24 protein-coding genes and 1 pseudogene are annotated in these 22,869 nt (G+C 55.9%); 12 read left to right on the top strand and 13 right to left on the bottom strand.

The features are described 5' to 3' along the window. Positions 1-8: 8 nt before the first annotated feature. Together tsaB and DVA44_RS09465 are read right to left on the bottom strand one after the other, a co-directional pair. Positions 9-704, bottom strand: coding sequence for a tRNA (adenosine(37)-N6)-threonylcarbamoyltransferase complex dimerization subunit type 1 TsaB (gene tsaB / locus DVA44_RS09470; RefSeq protein WP_114386439.1), 696 nt, complete (start codon positions 702-704; stop codon positions 9-11). A 66-nt stretch (positions 705-770) separates the two neighbouring features. Continuing rightward, positions 771-2,681: an ATP-dependent DNA helicase gene (locus tag DVA44_RS09465; protein WP_114314654.1), complete on the bottom strand. Its 1,911-nt coding sequence runs from the start codon at positions 2,679-2,681 to the stop codon at positions 771-773. Positions 2,682-2,807: 126 nt separating this feature from the next. On the opposite strand from DVA44_RS09465, the gene DVA44_RS09460 reads away from it, so the two are divergent. Continuing rightward, positions 2,808-3,152, top strand: a complete 345-nt coding sequence (locus DVA44_RS09460) for a RidA family protein (RefSeq protein WP_103180017.1) — start codon at positions 2,808-2,810, stop codon at positions 3,150-3,152. A gap of 5 nt (positions 3,153-3,157) precedes the next feature. Here DVA44_RS09460 and DVA44_RS09455 read toward each other — a convergent pair whose 3' ends face one another. After that, positions 3,158-3,340, bottom strand: coding sequence for a YoaH family protein (locus DVA44_RS09455; RefSeq protein ID WP_039030781.1), 183 nt, complete (start codon positions 3,338-3,340; stop codon positions 3,158-3,160). 61 nt (positions 3,341-3,401) lie between these two features. Between DVA44_RS09455 and pabB the strand changes: the two genes are divergently transcribed. From pabB to DVA44_RS09435, 4 genes are all read left to right on the top strand, one after another. Beyond that, entirely contained in the window at positions 3,402-4,754 is a 1,353-nt protein-coding gene (gene pabB, locus DVA44_RS09450; RefSeq protein WP_114386437.1) for an aminodeoxychorismate synthase component 1, read from the top strand. Positions 4,755-4,757: 3 nt separating this feature from the next. Next, positions 4,758-5,336 (top strand): CoA pyrophosphatase, encoded by a 579-nt coding sequence (locus DVA44_RS09445; protein WP_114386435.1) that lies wholly within the window; start codon positions 4,758-4,760, stop codon positions 5,334-5,336. Positions 5,337-5,519: 183 nt separating this feature from the next. Beyond that, entirely contained in the window at positions 5,520-6,884 is a 1,365-nt protein-coding gene (sdaA, locus tag DVA44_RS09440) for an L-serine ammonia-lyase (protein ID WP_114386433.1), read from the top strand. A 164-nt stretch (positions 6,885-7,048) separates the two neighbouring features. Further along, positions 7,049-8,641, top strand: a complete 1,593-nt coding sequence (locus DVA44_RS09435) for an EAL domain-containing protein (protein ID WP_114388395.1) — start codon at positions 7,049-7,051, stop codon at positions 8,639-8,641. On the opposite strand, the gene yoaE is transcribed toward DVA44_RS09435, so the two are convergent. Together yoaE and DVA44_RS26230 are read right to left on the bottom strand one after the other, a co-directional pair. Continuing rightward, a complete protein-coding gene (yoaE, locus tag DVA44_RS09430; protein WP_103180023.1) occupies positions 8,642-10,201 on the bottom strand; it encodes a CNNM family cation transport protein YoaE in 1,560 nt (519 codons plus the stop codon). It lies immediately after the preceding gene. Beyond that, on the bottom strand, positions 10,189-10,347 hold the full coding sequence (locus tag DVA44_RS26230) for a hypothetical protein (protein ID WP_371413849.1): 159 nt from the start codon (positions 10,345-10,347) through the stop codon (positions 10,189-10,191). Before DVA44_RS26230 ends, yoaE begins: the two co-directional genes overlap by 13 nt. A 317-nt stretch (positions 10,348-10,664) precedes the next feature. On the opposite strand from DVA44_RS26230, the gene manX reads away from it, so the two are divergent. From manX to mntP, 5 genes are all read left to right on the top strand, one after another. After that, complete coding sequence (gene manX / locus DVA44_RS09420) at positions 10,665-11,642, top strand: PTS mannose transporter subunit IIAB (protein WP_103822352.1); 978 nt, start codon at positions 10,665-10,667, stop codon at positions 11,640-11,642. A 58-nt stretch (positions 11,643-11,700) separates the two neighbouring features. Beyond that, positions 11,701-12,498, top strand: a complete 798-nt coding sequence (locus DVA44_RS09415) for a PTS mannose/fructose/sorbose transporter subunit IIC (protein WP_103180025.1) — start codon at positions 11,701-11,703, stop codon at positions 12,496-12,498. Between the two features lie 12 nt (positions 12,499-12,510). Next, on the top strand, positions 12,511-13,362 hold the full coding sequence (locus DVA44_RS09410) for a PTS mannose transporter subunit IID (RefSeq protein ID WP_114386431.1): 852 nt from the start codon (positions 12,511-12,513) through the stop codon (positions 13,360-13,362). Between the two features lie 57 nt (positions 13,363-13,419). Next, positions 13,420-13,878, top strand: coding sequence for a DUF986 family protein (locus tag DVA44_RS09405; RefSeq protein WP_114314649.1), 459 nt, complete (start codon positions 13,420-13,422; stop codon positions 13,876-13,878). A 387-nt stretch (positions 13,879-14,265) separates the two neighbouring features. Then, entirely contained in the window at positions 14,266-14,829 is a 564-nt protein-coding gene (gene mntP, locus DVA44_RS09400) for a manganese efflux pump MntP (protein ID WP_139156373.1), read from the top strand. On the opposite strand, the gene rlmA is transcribed toward mntP, so the two are convergent. The 7 genes and pseudogenes from rlmA to mgrB form a co-directional block, all read right to left on the bottom strand. Beyond that, entirely contained in the window at positions 14,826-15,641 is an 816-nt protein-coding gene (rlmA, locus tag DVA44_RS09395) for a 23S rRNA (guanine(745)-N(1))-methyltransferase (protein WP_114386429.1), read from the bottom strand. The two genes, mntP and rlmA, sit on opposite strands and share 4 nt — an antisense overlap. Positions 15,642-15,707: 66 nt before the next feature. Beyond that, a complete protein-coding gene (gene ftsI / locus DVA44_RS09390; protein WP_114386427.1) occupies positions 15,708-17,426 on the bottom strand; it encodes a peptidoglycan glycosyltransferase FtsI in 1,719 nt (572 codons plus the stop codon). 219 nt (positions 17,427-17,645) lie between these two features. After that, on the bottom strand, positions 17,646-17,855 hold the full coding sequence (gene cspE, locus DVA44_RS09385; RefSeq protein WP_001062678.1) for a transcription antiterminator/RNA stability regulator CspE: 210 nt from the start codon (positions 17,853-17,855) through the stop codon (positions 17,646-17,648). Positions 17,856-17,867: 12 nt separating this feature from the next. Next, positions 17,868-18,012, bottom strand: a pseudogene (locus DVA44_RS09380) (DUF2627 domain-containing protein). Between the two features lie 525 nt (positions 18,013-18,537). Continuing rightward, positions 18,538-19,527: an MBL fold metallo-hydrolase gene (locus DVA44_RS09375; protein ID WP_114386425.1), complete on the bottom strand. Its 990-nt coding sequence runs from the start codon at positions 19,525-19,527 to the stop codon at positions 18,538-18,540. Positions 19,528-19,546: 19 nt separating this feature from the next. Beyond that, complete coding sequence (locus DVA44_RS09370) at positions 19,547-19,837, bottom strand: YebO family protein (protein WP_114386423.1); 291 nt, start codon at positions 19,835-19,837, stop codon at positions 19,547-19,549. 73 nt (positions 19,838-19,910) lie between these two features. After that, positions 19,911-20,054, bottom strand: a complete 144-nt coding sequence (gene mgrB, locus DVA44_RS09365) for a PhoP/PhoQ regulator MgrB (protein WP_103180034.1) — start codon at positions 20,052-20,054, stop codon at positions 19,911-19,913. A gap of 158 nt (positions 20,055-20,212) precedes the next feature. Between mgrB and DVA44_RS09360 the strand changes: the two genes are divergently transcribed. Next, positions 20,213-20,452: a YobH family protein gene (locus DVA44_RS09360; RefSeq protein ID WP_103822359.1), complete on the top strand. Its 240-nt coding sequence runs from the start codon at positions 20,213-20,215 to the stop codon at positions 20,450-20,452. A gap of 55 nt (positions 20,453-20,507) precedes the next feature. Here the strand turns inward: DVA44_RS09360 and kdgR are convergent, their stop codons facing one another. Next, a complete protein-coding gene (gene kdgR / locus DVA44_RS09355; RefSeq protein ID WP_039030796.1) occupies positions 20,508-21,299 on the bottom strand; it encodes a DNA-binding transcriptional regulator KdgR in 792 nt (263 codons plus the stop codon). 178 nt (positions 21,300-21,477) lie between these two features. On the opposite strand from kdgR, the gene DVA44_RS09350 reads away from it, so the two are divergent. Continuing rightward, positions 21,478-22,851, top strand: a complete 1,374-nt coding sequence (locus DVA44_RS09350; protein ID WP_114314644.1) for an MFS transporter — start codon at positions 21,478-21,480, stop codon at positions 22,849-22,851. Positions 22,852-22,869: the final 18 nt, after the last annotated feature.

Raw genomic sequence — 22,869 nt, 5'->3', positions numbered from 1 at the left:
ACTGAGATTCACTCCCGGCCCGGAAGTTTCTTCCACGCTACGGTGTTTCGCAAATAAACCGGCTCGGCTTTCTCCACCGGCACGGTTTGCCCTGCCTTCAGCATCTGACAAGCGATGGGCAGCATATCTTCTGCGGCAGGCAGCAGCACTTTGCCATCCACCAGCGTCAGACCGCTCTCCTTTGCCATGTCAGGCCAGGCTGGCCAGCCGGTCCCGACGGTTGCCCACTCACCAGAAAGCTGCTTCATGCGCTCACCTGCCGCTTCCGGCGTGAGCACCGCTTCACTCTCTTCCCCATGCCAGACGCCCTGCTCGTCACGGGTATATTCCGCCCAGTAGACTTCGCCCATGCGGGCATCGATAGCCGCCAGTACGCGGGTCGCACCGGTGCTGCGCCATGCCCCCTGCGCCATGGTGGCCAGGGTCGAGACGCCAATCATTGGCAGTTCGGCGCCCAGCGCCAGTCCCTGGGCAATGCCGATACCGATGCGAACGCCGGTAAAGCTGCCTGGACCACGGCCATAGGCCAGCGCATCGAGGTCGATGAGAGAGGTATTGCCCTCGGTGAGGATCATCTTCACCAGAGGCAGGATACGTTGGGTGTGTTCCCGGGGGCACTCTTCGAAATGAGCAAAGGAAGTACCGTCATTCCACAGGGCAACGGAGCAGGCCTCTGTGGCGGTATCGATAGCCAGAATTCGCATGTATTGTCGCGCTCTCGCAGTGGTCAGTCACAAAAAGGGGCGCATTTTAGCACACCCGTCAGCAAATTACTGCGCCTGCGACGCGGCAAGGAAACGCACGGCGCGATCGATATCCCGGGTACGTGGCGCCGGCGGCAGGCTGGCGATAAAGGTGGCACCGTAAGGACGCATTACCAGGCGGTTATCGCAGATCACCAGCACCCCGCGATCGTCCACGTCACGGATCAGGCGCCCCACCCCCTGCTTAAGGGTAATGACCGCATCCGGAAGCTGCACCTCATCAAACGGATCGCCTCCCCGCAGGCGGCAATCTTCCATCCGCGCCTTCAGCAACGGATCGTCCGGCGAGGTAAAGGGCAATTTGTCGATGATCACCAGCGACAGGGTATCGCCGCGCACGTCGACCCCTTCCCAGAAGCTGCTCGTGGCCACCAGCAGGGCATTGCCGTGGCTGACAAACTGCTGCAGCAGCTGGCCTTTGCTGGTTTCACCCTGCAACAGCACCGGCAGCGTCATGGTGGCGCGGAACTGCTCGGCCAGGTCGCGCATCATCGCGTGGGAGGTGCAGAGCATAAAGCAGCGGCCATTGTTGGCCTCAATCATCGGCTTAAGCATCGCCGCCAGATGGCGGGCGGCGCCGGGCTGATTGGGCAACGGCAGGTTGCGCGGCACGCAGAGCAGCGCCTGGGTGGCGTAATCAAACGGGCTCGGCAGCAGCAGGGATTTGGCCTCTGCGATGCCGAGACGTTCGGTGAAATGGTGCAGGTCGTCGTTAACCGACAGGGTGGCGGAGGTAAAGATCCAGCTGCCCGGCTTCTGCGCCATCACATCCTGGAACTTATCGGCCACGGTGAGCGGCGTCAGCGCGAGAGTGAAATGGCGGGAGTTGCATTCGTACCAGTAGCTGTAGCCGGGCTGGTTAAATTCTTTCAACCGTTTCAGGCGGGCGCGATAGAGCGTGGCGCGTTCAAAGGCGGCATCCAGCAGCGCCGAGCGGCCGAGGGAAAGCTTCGCCACGTCGTAGCAGAGCTCCAGGGCGTCATCGAGCAGCAGCAACGCGCGCTGAATATGCTGATCGGCCAGCAGTTCGCGCAGGTTGCCACGAAAACCCGGATCGCCAAGCTGCATGCGAAAATCCTGCGTACTCTGTGCCAGGCGGTCGGCGCACTTCTGCAGCTGCTGGGTGTCTTTCAGTTCGGTGCGGTAGGCGATGGTAAAATCTTTCGCCAGATCCAGCAGCTGGCGGCTGGAGAGCGACTGGCCGAAATACTGGCTGGCGATATCGGGGAGCTGGTGGGCTTCGTCGAAGATCAGCACTTCGGCTTCGGGGATCAGCTCGCCAAAACCGCTCTCTTTCACCACCATATCCGCCAGGAAGAGGTGGTGGTTCACCACCACCACGTCGGCTTCCATCGCCGTTTTACGCGCTTTGACCACAAAACAGTCTTTATAGAGCGGGCAGTCGCTGCCCAGACAGTTGTCGTTGGTGCTGGTGACCAGCGGCCAGGCGGGTGAGTCTTCGGCGACGCTGGCGCAGGTACTGATATCGCCATCCTGGGTCTGGTTAGCCCAGCTGCGCAGGATGATCACATCGCTGAGGGTCTGTACCGGCAGATCGCCCCCCGCCAGCGCCTGCTGTTCGAGCCGCTCAATGCAGAGATAGTTGGAGCGCCCTTTCAGCAGAGCCAGACGCCCTTTGTATTTCAGGGCTTTGGCGACGGTGGGCAGATCGCGGCTGTAGAGCTGATCCTGCAATGCTTTCGAACCGGTGGAGATGATCACCTTCTTCTTCGTGCGCAGCGCCGGCGCCAGATAGGCGTACGTTTTACCGGTGCCGGTACCCGCCTCTACCACCAGCGGCTGGGCGCTGTCGATCGCCTCGGCTACCGCGTGCGCCATCTGACGCTGCGGTTCGCGCGGCTTGAAGCCGGGAATTGCCTTTGCTAACTGTCCGTCTGCTGCGAAATCGTCTGCCACTCTGCCCCCTGTAATTTTGCACAGGGATTATGTCAGGCCGATCGTCCTGGCGCCAGTCGAGAGTGACGCAGGCAAAACAATATGGCAGTCTTGCCCGCAGAAAGTCACCATAACGAGGAAACGTGTATGACAATTGTGCGCATTGATGCCGAAGCCCGCTGGTCAGATGTAGTGATCCACAACCAGACCCTCTACTACACCGGCGTACCGGAAAATCTGGATGCTGACGCCTATGAACAGACCGCCAATACCCTGGCGCAGATTGACGCAGTGCTGGAAAAACAGGGCAGCGACAAATCCCGCATTCTGGATGCGACCATTTTCCTTGCCAGTAAAGAGGATTTTGCGGCGATGAACAAAGCCTGGGATGAGTGGGTAGTGGCGGGTCACGCGCCTGTACGCTGCACGGTACAGGCGACGCTGATGAAGCCGCAGTATAAGGTTGAGATTAAGATTATCGCTGCGGTGTAAGGGCGTTACTCCTCTTCATCATCCTCAAAACGCGCCACGATCCGCTCGCCGGTATGGGTGGCGCGAAGCTCTTCTGCCACCTGAGAAATTGCCTGCCCGCTGCTCATCCCCTGGGACATCAGCTCCTGTATGCGCTCGACGGCCTTTTGCTGCTGCTCGTGGCTCAGTGAAGGTAAACCTGCAAACATCGTCAACTCCTGCTAAATTATTGGCGCTAATTATTTCACGCTGCCCGGTTGTTTACCACCCATGAACTCGTTATCCCCCGCTGTTATGACATTGCCGTGGCGTCCTGACGCCGCAGAATTCTGGTTTGCTCCGCTCAGCCATCTGCCGTGGGCCATGCTGCTGCACTCGGGCCATGCGGATCACCCCTACAGTCGCTTTGATATTCTGGTGGCCGACCCGCGCACCACGCTGGTGACCCACGGGGCGGATACGCTGATCGACGGGGTTCATTCTGACGCCTGCCCGCTGAGTTTGTTGCAGCAGGCCCTTGATGAAATGGGCCTGCCCTGCACGCCTGACCGGGATCTCCCCTTCCAGGGCGGTGCGCTGGGGCTGTTCGGCTATGACCTTGGCCGCCGCTTCGAAAAGCTGCCGGAACGGGCCTTGCGTGATATCACCCTGGCGGATATGGCGGTGGGCCTGTATGACTGGGCGATAATCGTTGATCACCACAAACAGCGGGTGTCGCTGGTCTGTCATGGCGATGCACAGGCGCGGCTGGCCTGGCTTGAAGCACAGCGCTCCCCTGAGAATGTACCTGCATTCCGGCTGACCTCCGGCTGGCAGGCCAATATGACCGCGGCGGAGTACCAGGAAAAATTCGATCAAGTGCAGGCCTTCCTGCACAGCGGCGACTGCTATCAGGTGAATCTGGCCCAGCGTTTCCAGGCTCGCTACGAGGGCGACGAATGGCAGGCGTTTACCCGGCTGAACGCCAACAACCGCGCCCCCTTCAGCGCCTTTTTACGTCTTGAAGAGGGGGCGATCCTGAGCCTCTCCCCGGAGCGTTTTATCCACCTAGCGGAAGGCACCATCCAGACCCGTCCCATTAAAGGCACCCTGCCGCGGCTGGCGGATGCCGAGGCGGATCGCCAGCAGGCTGAGAAGCTCGCCGCCTCGCCGAAAGACCGGGCGGAAAACCTGATGATCGTCGATCTGATGCGCAATGACATTGGCCGGGTGGCGGAGCCGGGAAGCGTGCGGGTGCCGGAACTGTTCGTGGTGGAGCCCTTCCCCGCCGTGCATCATCTGGTGAGCACCATCACCGCCCGCCTGCCGCAAACGCAGACCGCGTGCGATCTGCTGCGCGCCGCCTTCCCCGGCGGGTCGATCACCGGCGCGCCCAAAGTGCGGGCGATGGAGATCATCGACGAGCTGGAGCCGCATCGACGCAACGCCTGGTGCGGCAGCATCGGCTATATCAGCCTCTGCGGCGGCATGGATACCAGCATCACCATTCGCACCCTGACGGCGGTGGAGGGGCAGATCTACTGTTCCGCAGGCGGTGGCATTGTGGCTGACAGCCAGGCCGGGGCGGAATATCAGGAAACCTTTGATAAAGTAAATCGTATTCTGCAACAACTGGAGTGCTAACTGGTGAATACCCACGACCTGACCCTCGACCATTTTTTATCGCGTTTTCAGCTGTTGCGCCCGCAGGTGAACAGCACGTCGCTGAACCAGCGTCAGGCGGCGGTGTTGATCCCGGTGGTGCGCCGGGAGCAGCCGGGCCTGCTGTTGACCCGGCGCTCGGCGAAGCTGCGTAAACATGCCGGTCAGGTGGCCTTTCCCGGCGGCGCGGTGGACAGCACCGATGCCTCGTTAATTGCCGCTGCCCTGCGTGAAGCCGAGGAAGAGGTGGCGATCCCGCCGCACAAGGTCGAGGTGATTGGCGTCCTGCCGCCGGTGGACAGCGTCACCGGTTTTCAGGTTACGCCGGTGGTGGGGATTATTCCGCCGGATCTGCACTATCACGCCAGCGAGGACGAAGTGGAGTCGGTGTTCGAAATGCCGCTGGCCGAAGCCCTGCGTCTGGGCCGTTATCATCCGCTCAATATTCATCGCCGTGGCCACGATCATCGGGTGTGGCTCTCCTGGTATGAGCATTATTTTGTCTGGGGCATGACGGCGGGAATAATTCGTGAGCTGGCGCTGCAGATCGGCCTGAAACCTTGACTATACTTTACATTCGCCTCTTTTTTGCGCCTTTGCGATCCGCCTCCCGCTATTAGTTTATCAGGCGTTAATCATTAGTTTAATTCATGTGAATAGTTGAGCTGACGACAGGGTTCCCTCTTACACTATGCGAAGTTATTACATCGTTACTGGAAACCCGGTAACCCTGTCAGGAGTGTTAAAGTGATTAGTATATTCGACATGTTCAAAGTGGGGATTGGTCCCTCTTCTTCCCACACTGTCGGGCCGATGAAGGCCGGTAAACAGTTCGTCGATGACCTGGTCGAAAAAGGATTACTGGATAGCGTTACCCGCGTGGCTGTAGACGTTTACGGTTCACTGTCGCTTACGGGTAAAGGCCACCACACCGATATCGCCATTATTATGGGTCTGGCCGGAAATATGCCGGACACCGTAGATATTGACGCCATTCCGGCGTTTATTCGCGACGTGGAAACGCGCGGTCGTCTGCTGCTGGCGAATGGCCAGCATGAAGTGGACTTCCCGCAGGACGACGGCATGCGTTTTCGCAGCGACAACCTCTCCCTGCATGAAAACGGGATGCAGATCCACGCCTTCAACGGCGAGAAAGTGGTCTACAGCAAGACCTACTACTCCATCGGCGGCGGCTTTATCGTCGATGAAGAGCATTTCGGCCAGGACGTCACGGGCGACGTAAAGGTGCCTTACCCGTTCAAATCGGCGACAGAGATGCTGAATTACTGCAAGGAGACTGGCTTGTCCCTCTCCGGCATGGTGATGCAGAACGAGCTGGCGCTGCACAGCAAGAAAGAGATTGAAGACTATTTCGCCAACGTCTGGCAGACCATGCGCGCCTGTATCGATCGCGGTATGAATACCGAAGGGGTACTGCCTGGCCCGCTGCGCGTGCCGCGTCGTGCCTCTGCCCTGCGCCGGATGCTGGTCACGACGGATAAGTACTCCAACGATCCGATGAACGTGGTGGACTGGGTCAACATGTTTGCCCTCGCGGTGAACGAAGAGAACGCCGCCGGTGGCCGTGTGGTGACCGCACCGACGAACGGTGCCTGCGGGATCGTTCCGGCAGTGCTGGCCTACTACGATCACTTTATCGAATCGGTCAGCCCGGATATCTATATTCGCTACTTCCTCGCCGCGGGCGCGGTAGGCGCGCTGTATAAGATGAACGCTTCCATTTCCGGCGCTGAGGTTGGCTGTCAGGGTGAAGTGGGCGTGGCCTGTTCCATGGCGGCAGCCGGTCTGGCTGAGTTGCTGGGCGCCAGCCCGGAGCAGGTATGCGTGGCCGCCGAGATCGGTATGGAACATAACCTCGGTCTGACCTGCGATCCGGTGGCCGGTCAGGTGCAGGTGCCGTGTATTGAGCGTAACGCGATTGCCTCTGTGAAAGCGATCAACGCCTCCCGTATGGCGATGCGCCGTACCAGCGAACCACGCGTTTCGCTGGATAAGGTGATCGAAACCATGTACGAAACCGGCAAAGACATGAACGCCAAATACCGCGAAACGTCCCGCGGCGGTCTGGCCATCAAGGTACAGTGCGACTAAGACGCTGAAAGCGCTTCTGCGACTTTCGTCTTTCATGCTCTAAACGCCCATCTGATAAGGATGGGCGAATTTCATCCACTTTCCTCGTTACCTGAAATAATGCCGACTACACTAGCCAGGTTGCCATGGGCATCTGCGCCAGTGGCTCTTCGGGTGACCGTGGCATGCAAACAACGCACAGGATAATTAAAAATTATCGCCGCAAACGGGTAATCGTCTGCCTCGTGCTGTCCCTTTCCACTCTCGTTTGCACGCTAATTATCGGCTTTATTTCACAGCGCAATTTAAATCAGCAGACCGCCGTGGCCTTTGTCTCTCATGCTGTCGATACGCTGGATAAGATCCTGCAACCGCTGGAGACGGGACGCGAGGTGGTACAACCGCTTATCGGCCTGCCCTGCGTGGAGGTCAACTTTTTACTGCGCAAGCACGCCGCCTCCCTGCAAACCGTGCGCTCAATCGGCCTGATTAAAAACGGCATTCTCTATTGCTCAAGCATGTTCGGTAACCGCGATATCCCCATCAGCCAGTTTGAGCCCCAGCTACCCGCCGCGCAGCCCTTACTGCTCCTGACCACAGACCAGCCGCTGATGAAAGGCAGCCCGGTGCTGATCCAGTGGTATCCGGCGCCCGGCCAGAGTGAGGATGGCATCATGGAGATTGTGAATATCGACCTTATCGCCCGGATGCTGCTGGAGCCCCAGTTGCCGATCATCAGCGACGTTAACCTCAGCGTTGGCGGTAAGTACCTGAACCATGAGCGCCAGCTTTCGGACAGGCTGATAGCAGACGCTGGCGACAACGTTTACCAGCAGGCTTCCCTCAACTTTCCTTTCATCATCACCGTCAACGGCCCGGGGCTGACCGCGCTGGCGCTGAAAAGTCTGCCGTCGCAGCTGCCGCTGGCGGTGATATTCAGCATGCTGGTGGGGTATATCGCCTGGCTTGCCACCGCCAGTCGCATGAGCTTTACCCGGGAGATCAACTTTGGCCTGGCCTCCGGCGAGTTTGAGCTCTTTTGCCAGCCGCTGATCGATGCCAAAAAACAGGATTGCGTCGGCGTGGAAATTCTTCTGCGCTGGAACAATCCGCGGCAGGGGTGGATCGCCCCGGATATTTTTATTCCGCTGGCGGAGGAGCATAACCTGATTGTCCCCCTCACCCGCTACGTGCTTATCGAAACCGTCCGCCATCTGGCCATATTTCCGCCCGCGCCGGGCTTTCATATTGGGATCAACGTCGCGGCCAGCCATTTCCGTGACGGTACTCTGCTTCACGATCTGAATCGCGTCTGGTTCAGTGCCGAGCCCGCGCAGCAGCTGGTGATTGAATTAACCGAGCGCGATACCCTGCTGGAGATGGATTACAACATGGTAGAGGCGTTACATCAGAAAGGGGTGAAGCTGGCGATTGACGATTTTGGTACCGGGAGCAGTTCGCTTTCGTGGCTGGAGAAACTCAATCCGGAAGTGCTGAAAATTGATAAATCCTTTACCGCCGCCATCGGCACGGATGCCGTCAACTCAACGGTGACAGACATTATCATCGCCCTGGCCCAGCGTCTGAATATTGAACTGGTGGCTGAAGGGGTGGAAACCAGCGACCAGGCGAGCCATCTGCGCCTGCACGGTGTGGATATCCTTCAGGGATTTTTGTATGCGCGGCCAATGCCACTGCGGGATTTCCCGCAGTGGCTGGCGGAGAGTTCACCTCCGCCAGCCTCTCATAACGGCGATATGATGCCGTCGACTCCGTAATTACTCTTCTTCGTCGTGGGCGGACTGTTCTTTAACAATGCGCACCAGATCAACGCGGTAATCGTTGGCGGTCACGATGGTTATCTTCAGCGGCGGCAGCTCAAGCACATCACCGGCTCGCGGAATTTGACCATTCACGGCAATCACCAGACCGGCCACCGTTGCGATATCTTCATCGTGGTTGGTCAGGTGTTCCAGCCCCAGCGTATGTTGCAGGGCGTGCAGATCCGTGGTGCCTTTGACCAGCCAGCCATCATTATCGTTAACGATTTCCGGCGTTTCGTCGGCATCCGGGAACTCACCGGCAATCGCTTCCAGAACATCCAGCGGCGTTACCAGGCCCTGCACCACGCCAAACTCGTTAGTCACGATGACAAAGCTACCCCGGGCACGGCGCAGCACGCCAAGCAGGTTGATCGGGTCGAGCGTTTCCGGCACCACGATAGCAGGCGACGCGGCGGCGATAGCCTCAACGTCCACGCCCTCTTCCAGCGCCACCAGCATCTCTTTGGCACGAACCACGCCGATGATCTCATCCAGCTCGCCGCGACACACCGGGAACAGGCTGTGCGGGGAGGAGAGCAACTGCTGGCGGATTTCCGTCACGCTCAGTCTGGCATCGACCCAGCTGATTTCACCGCGTGGGGTCATGATGCCACGCAGGGAACGCGAGGCCAGCGACAGCACGCCGTTGATCATATAGCGCTCTTCTTCGACAAAGGCGCCTTCCGGAACCGGCACCGGGACATGGTTATCGCTGTCCTGCTGTGCTTTGGCTTCGCGGCGGCCGCCCATCAGACGCAGAATCGCATCAGCGGTACGGGCTCGCAGCGGCTGGTTCGACTGCTGACGAATAAAGTTGCGACGGGCAATCTGGTTAAACAGCTCTATAATGATGGAGAAACCAATGGCGGCGTACAGATAGCCTTTCGGAATATGGAAGCCGAAACCTTCTGCCACCAGGCTCAGACCGATCATCAGCAGGAAGCTCAGACAGAGCACCACCACGGTCGGATGCTGGTTAACGAATCGCGTCAACGGCTTCGAAGCGAGTAGCATCACCGCCATCGCGATGATCACGGCCGCCATCATCACCGGCAGGTGGTTAACCATACCGACAGCGGTAATGACCGCGTCGAGGGAGAAGACCGCGTCCAGTACCACGATTTGCAGTACCACTACCCAGAAGCTGGCATAGCCTTTACCGTGTCCGTCGTCGTGCTGGCGGTTTTCCAGCCGTTCATGGAGCTCGGTTGTGGCTTTGAAGAGCAGGAATATCCCCCCCAGCAGCATGATCAGGTCGCGCCCTGAGAAGGTGAAGTTGAAGGCGGTGAACAGCGGTTGCGTAAGCGTAACCATCCATGAGATCACCGACAGCAGCGCAAGACGCATAATCAGCGCCAGCGACAGACCGATTAAACGTGCTTTATCACGTTGTTTAGGTGGAAGTTTATCCGCAAGGATCGCGATAAACACGAGGTTATCGATACCGAGAACAATCTCAAGTACCACCAGCGTGAGCAATCCTACCCAGATTTGCGGGTCCATTAAGAATTCCATGACAAGCTCCTGCTAAAGGAATGGCAAAACGGCGCCGCGAAAAGGTCGGGCGAAGCGGTAAAGAACGTAAACAGTGAGTGGCGCGAATCGCCGATAAGGCTGGCCAGAGCTGGCCGGGTGTGTGACTGGCGTCGGTGACGGTCCATACAGTGGGCTACTGCCCCATACTCCTGACAATTAAACGGATGGTAAACATATCAGAGACCTGAGCTTTTTGGCAAAGATTTACTTTCCTTTGCAAAAAGATGTTTCCGTGCTTTTTTTGATCACAGAAATATCTCATTGGCTTAGGCTAAATTACGGATCTTCATCACATAAATTATTTTTTCGATGTCTAAAATAAATCGCGTAAGTCTTAGTTAATTGAACTCTAACCCTTATCTGAATCGATTCGTTCTTTCGAAGATGATCTCTAATGCTCCTCTCACCCGGGGGCATTAACGATAATAAAAGGAGGTAGCAAGTGACTATTGCTATTGTTATAGGCACACATGGTTGGGCTGCAGAGCAGTTACTTAAAACCGCAGAAATGCTTTTAGGCGAACAGGAAAACGTCGGTTGGATCGATTTCGTTCCCGGTGAAAATGCTGAGACGCTGATAGAAAAATATACCGCTCAACTGGCAAATCTGGATACCAGCAGCGGCGTGCTGTTTCTTGTTGATACCTGGGGCGGCAGTCCGTTTAACGCAGCAAGCCGCATTGTGGTTGATAAAGAGCAGCATGAAGTGGTTGCCGGGGTTAACATCCCCATGCTGGTCGAGACGCTGATGGCCCGTGATGACAACCCGAGCTTTGACGAGCTGGTTGCCCTGGCTGTCGAAACCGGTCGTGAAGGCGTGAAAGCGCTGAAAGCGAAACCTAGAGAAAACGTCGCTCCGGCGGCTGCCCCTGCCCCGGCTGCGGCCCCGAAAGCCGCCGCCCCGCTTAAGCCGATGGGCCCGAACGATTACATGCAGATTGGCCTGGCGCGTATCGACGACCGTCTGATTCACGGCCAGGTGGCTACCCGCTGGACCAAAGAGACCAACGTCCAGCGCATCATTGTGGTCAGCGATGAAGTCGCCGCTGATACGGTTCGTAAAACCCTCCTTACCCAAGTGGCTCCGCCGGGCGTCACCGCGCACGTGGTGGATGTCGCCAAGATGATCCGCGTTTATAACAACCCGAAATATGCGGGTGAGCGCGTGATGCTGCTGTTTACCAACCCAACAGACGTCGAACGTATTGTTGAGGAAGGGGTAAAAATCACCTCCGTGAACATCGGTGGTATGGCTTACCGTCAGGGCAAAACGCAGGTGAACAATGCGGTGTCGGTGGACGAAAAAGATATCGAAGCGTTCAGGAAACTCAACGATCGCGGAATCGAGCTTGAAGTCCGTAAAGTCTCTACCGACCCGAAACTGAAAATGATGGATCTGATCAGCAAAGTGGCGAAATAAGCCGGCGCTGGTTGACAAATTTCACACTTAAGTCTGTTAAAGCTATAGGAGAAGTACAATGGAGATTACCACTCTTCAGATTGTGCTGGTGTTCATCGTCGCGTGTATAGCGGGTATGGAATCCGTACTAGATGAATTTCAGTTTCACCGTCCGCTGGTCGCCTGTACGTTAATTGGCGCCGTTCTCGGGGATATGAAAACCGGTATCATCATCGGTGGTACCCTGGAAATGATCGCCCTGGGCTGGATGAACATCGGTGCGGCCGTTGCGCCGGATGCGGCTCTCGCCTCCATCATCTCTACCGTGCTGGTCATTGCCGGCCATCAAAATATCGGCGCCGGTATCGCGCTGGCTATCCCACTGGCTGCAGCAGGCCAGGTACTGACCATCATCGTGCGTACTATCACCGTTGCATTCCAGCATGCGGCAGATAAGGCGGCGGAGAATGGCAACCTGACGGCGCTGTCGTGGATCCACGTCTCGTCCCTGTTCCTGCAAGCCATGCGTATCGCTATCCCGGCGGTGATCGTGGCAATCTCCGTCGGTACCAGCGAAGTCCAGGGCATGCTGAACGCCATTCCTGAAGTGGTCACCAGCGGTCTGAACATTGCAGGCGGCATGATCGTGGTAGTCGGTTATGCGATGGTCATCAACATGATGCGCGCAGGCTATCTGATGCCGTTCTTCTATCTTGGCTTCGTTACCGCGGCATTTACCAACTTCAACCTGGTGGCACTGGGTGTGATTGGTGCGGTAATGGCTATCCTCTACATCCAGCTCAGCCCGAAATATAACCGCGTAGCCGGTAGCGCACAGGTTGCTGGTAATAACGATCTCGATAACGAACTGGACTAGCAGGTGAGCGAAATGGTTGATATGACTAAAAATACCCCTCAGAAAAAACTGACTTCGGGTGATATTCGTGGCGTGTTCATCCGTTCAAACCTGTTCCAGGGTTCATGGAACTTCGAACGTATGCAGGCGCTGGGCTTCTGCTTCTCAATGGTACCGGCGATCAAACGCCTGTACCCGGAAAACAACGAAGCGCGTCGTCAGGCGATTAAGCGTCACCTGGAATTCTTCAACACCCATCCATACGTTGCGGCGCCGGTTCTGGGCGTAACGCTGGCGATGGAAGAGCAGCGTGCTAACGGCGCAGAGATTGACGATGGTGCCATCAACGGTATCAAAGTGGGTCTGATGGGGCCGCTGGCGGGCGTAGGTGACCCGATCTTCTGGGGTACCGTGCGTCCGGTCTTCGCCGCGCTCGGTGCGGGTATCGCCATGAGCGGTAGCCTGCTGGGTCCTCTACTCTTCTTTATCCTGTTTAACGTGGTACGTCTGGCAACCCGTTACTACGGTGTGGCCTATGGCTACCGTAAGGGCGTGGATATCGTCCAAGATATGGGCGGCGGCTTCCTGCAGAAACTGACTGAGGGGGCGTCAATCCTCGGCCTGTTTGTCATGGGGGCGCTGGTTAACAAGTGGACGCACGTTAACATCCCGCTGGTGGTGTCAACCATCACCGGTCAGGATGGTCAGACCCGTGTGACCACCGTGCAAACCATTCTTGACCAGCTGATGCCGGGCCTGGTGCCGCTGCTGCTGACCTTCGCCTGTATGTGGCTGCTGCGTAAAAAGGTCAATGCGCTGTGGATCATCGTCGGCTTCTTCGTTATCGGTATCGTCGGTTACGCTATCGGTCTGCTGGGTCTGTAATTTTTTAGTGAATACACCGGGGGCATGAACGCCCCCGTTTTTTTATCCGGAGGATGAATGACGGTCACGGACATCGTACTGGTTGTCTTTATTGTTGCCCTTCTGGCGTATGCCCTCTACGACGAATTGATCATGCCCCGCCGCAACGGCGCGACGTTGCTCTCAATCCCCCTTCTGCGCCGCGGTCGCGTTGATGCCATCATCTTTACCGGTCTGCTGCTGATCCTTATCTATAACAACGTGATGAGCCAGGGGGCATTACTGACCACATGGTTATTATCTGCCCTGGCATTAATGGGGTTTTACCTGTTCTGGATCCGGGCGCCGAAAATAATCTTCAAATCTACTGGATTCTTTTTCGCCAATGTCTGGATAGAATATAACCGCATTAAAGAGATGAATTTATCAGAAGACGGCGTGCTGGTGATGCAATTAGAGCAGCGACGTTTGCTTATCCGGGTAAGAAATATTGACGATCTGGAGAAGATATACAAATTACTGATTAAAACTCAATAAGATACAAAAATAGCACTGGCTATATTTCGCTATGCTTTTCACAGTGTTATATAGCCAAAGCTATATTATTTCGCGACATTTACGGGCTATTATTAACGTTATTTTCACATCAACCTCTAAATGAAAATCGTTATCAAAAACTAATCTGAATAATACTTCCCTGTAGTTGTTTTATATTCTCAAAATATGTTAAGGTTGCGCCCGTCGTTGGGGAGTAGCCGATTTCCGGTTTACCGGAAATGTACGTGTCAACATACTCGTTGCAAAACGTGGCACGTACGGATTTTTCTGCACAGCAAAAGGATCAGGCGAGACCATAGACGCATCGACTGCTGTTTACTGGGGGCAGTGATGTGTCATATGGATATCCCCGGTCTGGACGCGCTGATGAACCTCTCTGCAACACTTCTTCTGGCCTTTGGCATGTCGATGGATGCATTCGCCGCTTCCATGGGCAAAGGCGCCACGCTGCATAAACCTAAGTTCTCTGAAGCCCTGCGTACCGGTCTTATTTTTGGTGCTATCGAAACCCTGACCCCGCTGATTGGCTGGGGGCTGGGGATGCTCGCCAGCCAGTTCGTGCTGGAGTGGAACCACTGGATCGCCTTTATTCTTCTGACCTTCCTCGGCGGACGTATGGTTATCGAAGGTATTCGGAATGATGTCGAGGACGATGAGCCGATTCAGCGTCACGGCTTCTGGCTACTGGTGACAACCGCTATTGCTACCAGTCTGGATGCGATGGCCGTCGGCGTCGGCCTGGCTTTCCTGCAGGTCAACATCATTGCCACCGCGCTGGCGATCGGCTGCGCGACCTTTATTATGTCTACCCTGGGCATGATGATTGGCCGTTTTATTGGCCCGCTGTTAGGGAAACGCGCCGAGATCCTCGGCGGTATCGTCTTGATCGGCATTGGCGCACAGATTATGTGGAGCCACTTCGCCGGTTAACTGACTCGCTGCCAGCAGTGGATACTAAAATCTGTCTGGCAGCTGAAATGCGCCTGTTTTGCCAGCGCCTCCCACACCTCCGGCTTTGCCCGCCACGCAAACGGCGTCATCTGCAGCAGCGCTACCGCCTCTTTTCCAGTCAGTGACATGTTATAGGCCAGCGACAGCGCCTCTTTCAGTACAAAGCCCTCCAGCTGCTCCGAATGCGGTGCATGCAGCAGAACTTCACTGTAAATCAGCCCTTTCAGCTCCATCAGGTGACGCGGTCCTGGCGTCACGGTGATCACCCAGCCGCCCTCTTTTACCACGCGCGCCAGCTCCTCGCCTTTGCAGGGGGCGTAGATGCGAACGACCGCATCCATACTGTTCTCTTCAAAAGGCAGACGATGGCTGGAGGCCACACAGAACGTCACCTCTGAATAGCGTTTAGCCGCTGCGCGGATGGCAGATTTCGAGACATCCAGACCAAAGGTGGCCGCGCCCTTTTCCTGCGCAGTTTGGGCAAAGGCAGCCGTGTAATAGCCTTCGCCACAGCCAATATCGAGAAGTGACGTCGTACCCTCCGGCAGTAAGGCCGCCAGCTTACCGGCTACCGCGTCACGCAGGGGCTGATAGTGCCCGGCATCGAGGAAGGCCCTGCGCGCCTGCATCATCTCTGCACTGTCGCCCGGATCGCGCGACCGCTTGTGCTGGACCGGCAGCAGATTGACATAGCCCTCTTTCGCCATATCGAACCGATGCCCCTGTGGGCAGGCGTAACTTTTATCCGCATGGGCGAGCGGCGCGTGGCAAAGAGGACAGCAGAATGTCATGGGAACTCCGGGCAATCATAAAGGGCGAAAGTGTACCGCTAATCGCCTCGCTATAAAACGCCTTGCTTAACGCATGACGATAAGATGGCTGGAATCGGCCGGGAGTCCATCCGGCTTGATGTTTTCGATGCGCAGCACGTCGCCCATAATCTGGCTGAAGACTGGTGCCGAAACCGCCCCGCCGTAATAGGCACCGTTTTGCGGATCGTTAATCACCACCGCCAGGGCAAATACAGGGCGGCTGGCCGGTGCGACGCCGGCGGTATAGGCCACATATTTGTCGACATAATTACCGCCATCGTCGATTTTCTTCGCGGTGCCGGTTTTCACCGCCACCCGGTAGTCACGCACCGCGGCTTTGATGCCGCCCCCACCCGGCAGGGCTACGCTTTCCATCATATGTTCCACCTCCTTCACAATCGACGCGGGCATCACCTGGGTACCCATAACCGGCGGGTCGATGCGGGTGATAGAGAGTGGACGCTCCAGGCCATAGCTGCCGATAGTGGCGTAGACGTGGGCGAGCTGTAATGGCGTGACCATCAGGCCGTAGCCGAAGGCAAAGGTGGCGCGATCGAGCTGGCTCCAGAATTTACGCTCCGGCAGCAGGCCGCTGCTCTCTCCCGTTAATCCGAGACCGGTGGAACGACCAAAACCAAACCCGTGGTAAGTATCCAGTAGCCGCTGGATCGGCATCGCCAGCGACAGGCGCGACACACCCGTGTCGCTCGATTTTTGCAGTATGCCGGTCAGCGTCAGCTCCGGGTAGTAACCGACGTCGCGAATGCGGTGTCCGGCCAGGGTGTAGGGATGGGTGTCGATCACGCTGTCTGGCTGCACCAGCCCCTGCTGCAGGGCGGTCATCAGCACCAGCGGCTTGACGGTAGAGCCGGGTTCAAAGGTGTCGCTGATGGCGCGATTACGAAAATCGTTCAGCGTGGCACCCTCGCGGTTGTTGGGATTGAAATCCGGGTAGTTGGCCATCGCCAGGATCTCGCCAGTCTGGATGTTGATCAGCACCGCTGCCCCCGACTCCGCTTTATTCCAGGCGACAGCATTGTCCAGCGCATCTTCCGTGATGGTCTGCAGCCGCTCATCAATGCTCAACTGGATGTTATGCGCCGGAACGGGCGGCACTTCGGTAATATTTTCGATTACGCGTCCGAAGCGATCCTCACGCACGCGGCGCAGGCCGGGTTTGCCGGTGAGCTGTGCATTAAAACTTTTCTCGATCCCTTCGATGCCCTGGCCGTCGATATTGGTAAAGCCGATCAGGTTAGCCGCTACGTGTCCGGCCGGGTAAAAACGGCGCGACTCATCACGCAGGCTGATACCAGGCAGCCGGAGTTTAGCGATCCACTGGGCCTGAGCGGGATCCACCTGGCGGGCCAGATAGATAAAACGGCCATGTGGATTGCTGTTGATGCGCGCCGCAAGCGTGGGGAGCGACAGATGTAGCGCACTGGCTAATGCCTGCCAGCGCGCGTCAAAGCCCACTCCCCCTTTTGCCAGCACCGTTTTCGGATCCGCCCACACCGCCCGCACCGGCACACTTACGGCCAGCGGTCTCCCCTCCCTGTCCATGATCATCCCTCTGGGGGCATTGATGGCGACCTCGCGCAGGGAGCGCATATCCTCCTGCTTAACCAGCGGATCGGGTTTAACGATCTGCAACCAGGCGACACGACCAAGAAGAAAGAAAAGACTGCCTAAAATCACCAGACAGAGGAGAGCAAAACGTAACGGGGTGAAGTTTGCTGCGGGATTGACGGGTTTCTTTTTCACCAGGGCTCCAGGGCTGAGTAACAACGCCCTGATTTAACGGCAAATTTGAGCCGCGAGGGTGAAAACAATGCTAATACTCTCGCAGCTTTGAAACAAACTGCTAACAGCGACGCATGTGGTAATACTTTGAAAAATCTCCATTAAAAAGCCCCGCACAGGCGAGGCTTTATATCTCTGCAACTGAAACGTTATGACGCTTCAGATCAGGCAGGGGTTCGATCAGATAGCGGTTACGTTAACAGCAGCCGGACCTTTCTGGCCGTCCTGAATTTCGAACTCAACGTTCTGGCCTTCAGCCAGAGTTTTGAAGCCGTTACCCTGGATTGCAGAGAAATGTACGAATACATCTTTGCTGCCGTCAGCAGGAGTAATGAAACCAAAACCTTTAGACTCGTTGAACCACTTAACTTGACCTTTGATCTTTGCCATTTGCAAAATTCCTTAGAATGTTTTCTTAGCCCGCGGGCATTAACTGAGATAAAACTGAGACATTACTGCATGAGGCACTAATATAAGGTTCGGCAGAGAAGCGGTATTCAACGACAACGTGTTTACTCAGGACTTCTTTACTGAAAATGCCACACATAAACAGAACTGTACCTCGTTTGACCCAAACCGTGTTATCACATACAACTTAAATAATGGCAAGCCATTTTTAAACGTGTCTCGATCAGCCGCACAAATTCCGAGACTGACTTGCCACAATCTGCACAGTAATGCACGTTCAGTGTATACCAGACCAAAATGTTGCCTGCCCAGTCGCTGTCAGGATAAGCGCTGTTATCAAAGACTTTTTTACATTAGCTCAATAACTTCATATCGTCCAGCAAGCGCGCCAGAATTTCTGTAATCGCTATTTCATTTAGAACTTTTCGTGAAAAGTTATGCTGAATTGATCGTAACGACAAGGGATTGTTGCAGGAAAAAAACATTGTATATCGCTTCGCTTGTTTAAGTTATATACACCTAAACCGGTTATTCGCTATGCACCAAAATAATGATATTTTTATGAACCTGCCTCAAAAAAAGGCAATCAAAACGTTTCGATTAAAATAAAATATGACGCCTGTCGGTTTAATAAAGAATATTCGCTAATTGAACCAGTAACAGTTTACAAGGATAAATATTGACCAATGCGCAGAGGATGAAAGTTATCGCTGCGCGGGGATAACTCTGCCAGTGCCTGCGCGAGCTCTCTGACGGGCTCATCCAGTGATTCATCTGCCAGTTCAAAGACACCCCAGTGGATCGGGATCGCCAGCGGCATACCCAGCTGTTGCCAGAGGTTCACCGCCGCCTGCGGATCCATATGATGAATCGACATGAACCAACGTGGTGCATAGGCTCCGACAGGTATGGCGGCGGCATCCAGTTTTCCCAATCGTTCCGGAATGGTTAACAGCTCCGGGGTAAAACCGGTATCGCCGCTAAACCAGAAGCGCTGCTGCTCACTCTCAAAGACCCAGCCACACCATAACGAGCGATCGCGATCCCAGAGGCTACGCATGCTCCAGTGTTGCGCCGGTACGGCGGTAAACACCAGCCCTTCGAAAACGTAGCTCTGCCACCAGTCCAGTTCGATAACCTGTTTCGCCCCACGGCGACGACACCACTCCGCTAGTCCTAAAGGCACAAAAAAGGTCAACTGCGGAAAGCGTCGCAGAAGCTGGCGCACCGTGGCGGAGTCCAGGTGATCAAAATGGTTATGGGAAATGACAACGGCATCAAGTGGCGGAAGCGCCGCGACACTCATCACCGGGGGCGTTTTTCTTATCGGCCCGGCAAACGACACCGGCGAGGCGCGCCGGGAAAAGACCGGATCGGTGAGGATGTACTTTCCGTTCAGACGTAGCAGCAGGCTGGCGTGGCCCAGCCACCAGACGCCATCTTCTTCAAGGGTGTTGAGCGTAACGGGTTGCCACCACTGGCGGATAAAGGCGTCATAGCCTTCTGAAGGCGGTTTGGGCAACCCGGCGGCTTTACGCGCCTTGCGCCAGCGTTCCACATCGCCGGGTTGACGGACAGGGGCATCCAGATTGCGGAAACCCTGCGGGGTATGATGCGCAAGGGAGGGGTTATACCAGGGATTACGCCAGGCCATACTCACCTCCCCTGACCGATTAGCGTTCGGCTACCAGACGAATAAAGTCATCGTCCTGGCTCTTAGCCGTCTCTTCTGGCGCTTTTGGTACCTCTTTCTCTTCCGGTTCATTAGCTTCGCACAGCCGACGCAGCAAGACATTCTGTCGTTTCTGCAGGTCGACTAACTTCTCCAGCAGTTCGATCTGCTCGTTGGTACGGGAGCTCGCGCGATTGACAAAAAACCACAGCACCAGGCCCGCAACCAGCAGTACGACCGAAATCGCCAGAGATGCCACGCTGAACATCCCGGAATTGACTAACTCACCCATTTCACTCCCCCATAAAAGCGCCTATTTTACCACTCGCGTTAAGGAAGGAAATCACTTGCGATAAAAATGACAACTACCAGGGGATAAACTTATTAATAGAACAAATACCGCTAAAGAACTGTACATCCTGGTCGCACATCACATTGATGGTCTGCGTCCAAAGCAAAACACAGGCCACTAACACTAAGACCAGAATAACCCAGCGTATTTTCTTCACTCCACTCTCCGTACCGTAACTGCCTGATGCCAGGTTATCATGCGCAACTTAAACCATGCCTAACTGTAACGCGAAGGCGATGCTTTCGGAATCATAGACTTGTTAAAGTAAGTGTATCGATTACGCTAAGCGGCAGTTATTCAAAAAATGAGGTAATGATGCGCTTTTTTATTCGCACATTGATTGTTATAGCACTGGTCTGGACAGGTGTACTGCTCGCGGGTTACGGCGTCTTGATCGGCAGTAAAGAGAATGCAGGCGGGCTCGGGATCCAGTGCAAGTATCTCACCGCCCGCGGCGTCAGCACGGCGCAGTATATTCATTCAGACAGCGGTATTATCGGACTCTCCCGCTGCCCGCTCCTGCGAAAGAGCGAGACAGTGATCGATAACGGCTGATCCAATGCATAAAAAAACGCCGCCATCTGGCCGCGTTTTTTTATGGCGTTTTCAATCAGAACGGATAGTCGTTGTAACCCATCTGTTCAGAAATCTTACGCGCCGCCGTGTGCAGCATTTCAACGTACTCGTGCAGATGCTCTTCAGAGAAACGCAGCGTCGGGAAGGAGATACTCAGGCCGGCAATAACGACACCGAAACGGTCGAATACCGGAACGCCGATGCAGCGCAGACCCTCTTCCTGCTCCTGGTTATCTTCGCCATAACCCTGCTCACGAACTTTATCCAGCACCTGCAACAGCTCTTCAGTGGTGGTAATGGTACGCTCAGTGCTGCGTTTGTACTCCACGTTCTCAAGGATCTGCTTCACTTCATCGCGGTCGCGCCATGCCAGCAGAACTTTACCTATAGCGGTACTGTAGAGCGGGTTGCGGCGGCCAATGCGTGAGTACATACGCAGGTTATACATGGAGTCAATTTTATGGATATAGACGATACTGTCTTCATCCAGCGCCCCCAGGTGCACCGTCTCTTTCGTCAGACGGGAAAGTTCGCGCATCTGAATATCCGCGCTACGGATCAGATCGACGTTCTGCAGCGCACGCGCGCCCAATTCAAATAACTTCAGGGTCAGGGAGTACTTTTCAGACTCGCCTTCCTGTGCAACATAACCCAGTGATTTCATGGTCTGTAAAAAGCGATAAACGGTGCTTTTTGACATCATCACACGCTGGGACAGCTCAGTAATACCGATTTCGCGCTCTTCACCTAGCGCCTGCAGGATGCCGAACACCTTTAACACGGATGAAACAGAATCTGGCTGTTTATCCAAATCCGCGATTGCCATTAATCACCTCAACGCAAGTGTTTTATAAAATTCAGAACCGGTTTTTATTATAAATTCGCTCATGCATTGCTGCAATCAATCCTGCTTTACCTGGTTACAAATCTGCGACATACAGCCGAAATAACAGTGATAATATCGTTACCCTGTTAATAATAACCTCCACTGCTAATTAATTTTCATGACTACACCCCTAAAAGATGGCCTGCCGCTGCCGCAACGCTATGGCGCTATTGCCACCATTATCATCGGTATTTCAATGGCTGTACTGGATGGCGCTATCGCCAACGTCGCCCTGCCAACCATTGCCAGCGACCTGAATGCCTCCCCGGCCAGCTCAATCTGGATCGTTAACGCCTACCAGATAGCCATTGTTATCTCGCTGCTCTCGTTCTCGTTTCTCGGGGATATGTTTGGCTACCGCCGGGTTTATCAGTGCGGGCTGGCGGTATTTACGCTGACATCCCTCTTCTGCGCCCTTTCAGATACGCTGCACATGCTGACGCTGGCGCGTATCATGCAGGGGTTCGGCGGGGCGGCGCTGATGAGCGTTAATACTGCGCTGATTCGTCTCATCTACCCACAGCGGCATCTGGGCCGGGGGATGGGCATTAACTCCTTTATTGTGGCCGTCTCCTCGGCGGCGGGTCCGACCATCGCCGCAGCGATCCTCTCGGTCGCTTCCTGGCAGTGGCTATTTTTAATCAACGTTCCACTTGGGATCGTGGCGTTGCTGTTCGCCCTGCGCTATTTACCCGCCAACGGACCGAAAAGCAGTATGCCAAAATTCGATCTCCCGAGCGCGGTCATGAACGCCCTCACCTTTGGCCTGCTGATCACCGCCCTGAGCGGCTTCGCCCAGGGACAGTCGCTGACGCTGATTGCGGGCGAGGTCGTGGCGCTGCTGGTGGTAGGCTTCTTCTTCGTGCGGCGTCAGCTGGCACTGCCGGTGCCGTTACTGCCGGTAGATCTGCTGCGTATTCCGCTCTTCTCCCTCTCCATCTGCACCTCCATCTGCTCCTTCTGCGCGCAGATGCTGGCGATGGTCTCTCTGCCCTTCTTCCTGCAGAGCGTGATTGGCCGCTCGGAAGTGGAAACGGGCCTGCTGCTAACCCCCTGGCCGCTGGCAACGATGGTGATGGCGCCGCTGGCGGGCTATCTGATTGAACGGGTGCATGCGGGGTTACTGGGGGCACTGGGTCTGGTGGTGATGGCGACAGGTCTTTTCGCTCTCGCCCTGCTGCCTGCGGCACCTCACGATCTGGATATTATCTGGCGGATGGTGCTATGCGGGGCGGGCTTTGGTCTGTTCCAGTCACCGAATAACCATACCATTATTACCTCAGCCCCCCGCCATCGCAGCGGCGGCGCCAGTGGGATGCTGGGCACCGCCCGCCTGCTGGGACAGAGTACCGGCGCGGCGCTGGTGGCGTTGATGTTCAACCTGGCCGGACAAAGCGGCACGCATCTGGCGCTGCTGACCGCCGGCACGCTGGCTATCGTCGCGGCCATCATCAGCGGATTGCGGGTGAGCCAGCCTCGTTCGCAGGCATAAAAAAAGCGCGTCTTCAGA

The sequence above is a fragment of the Leclercia sp. W17 genome (assembly GCF_003336325.1).
Classification (GTDB): Bacteria; Pseudomonadota; Gammaproteobacteria; order Enterobacterales; family Enterobacteriaceae; genus Enterobacter.
This window is presented reverse-complemented; position numbering and strand designations above follow the sequence as displayed.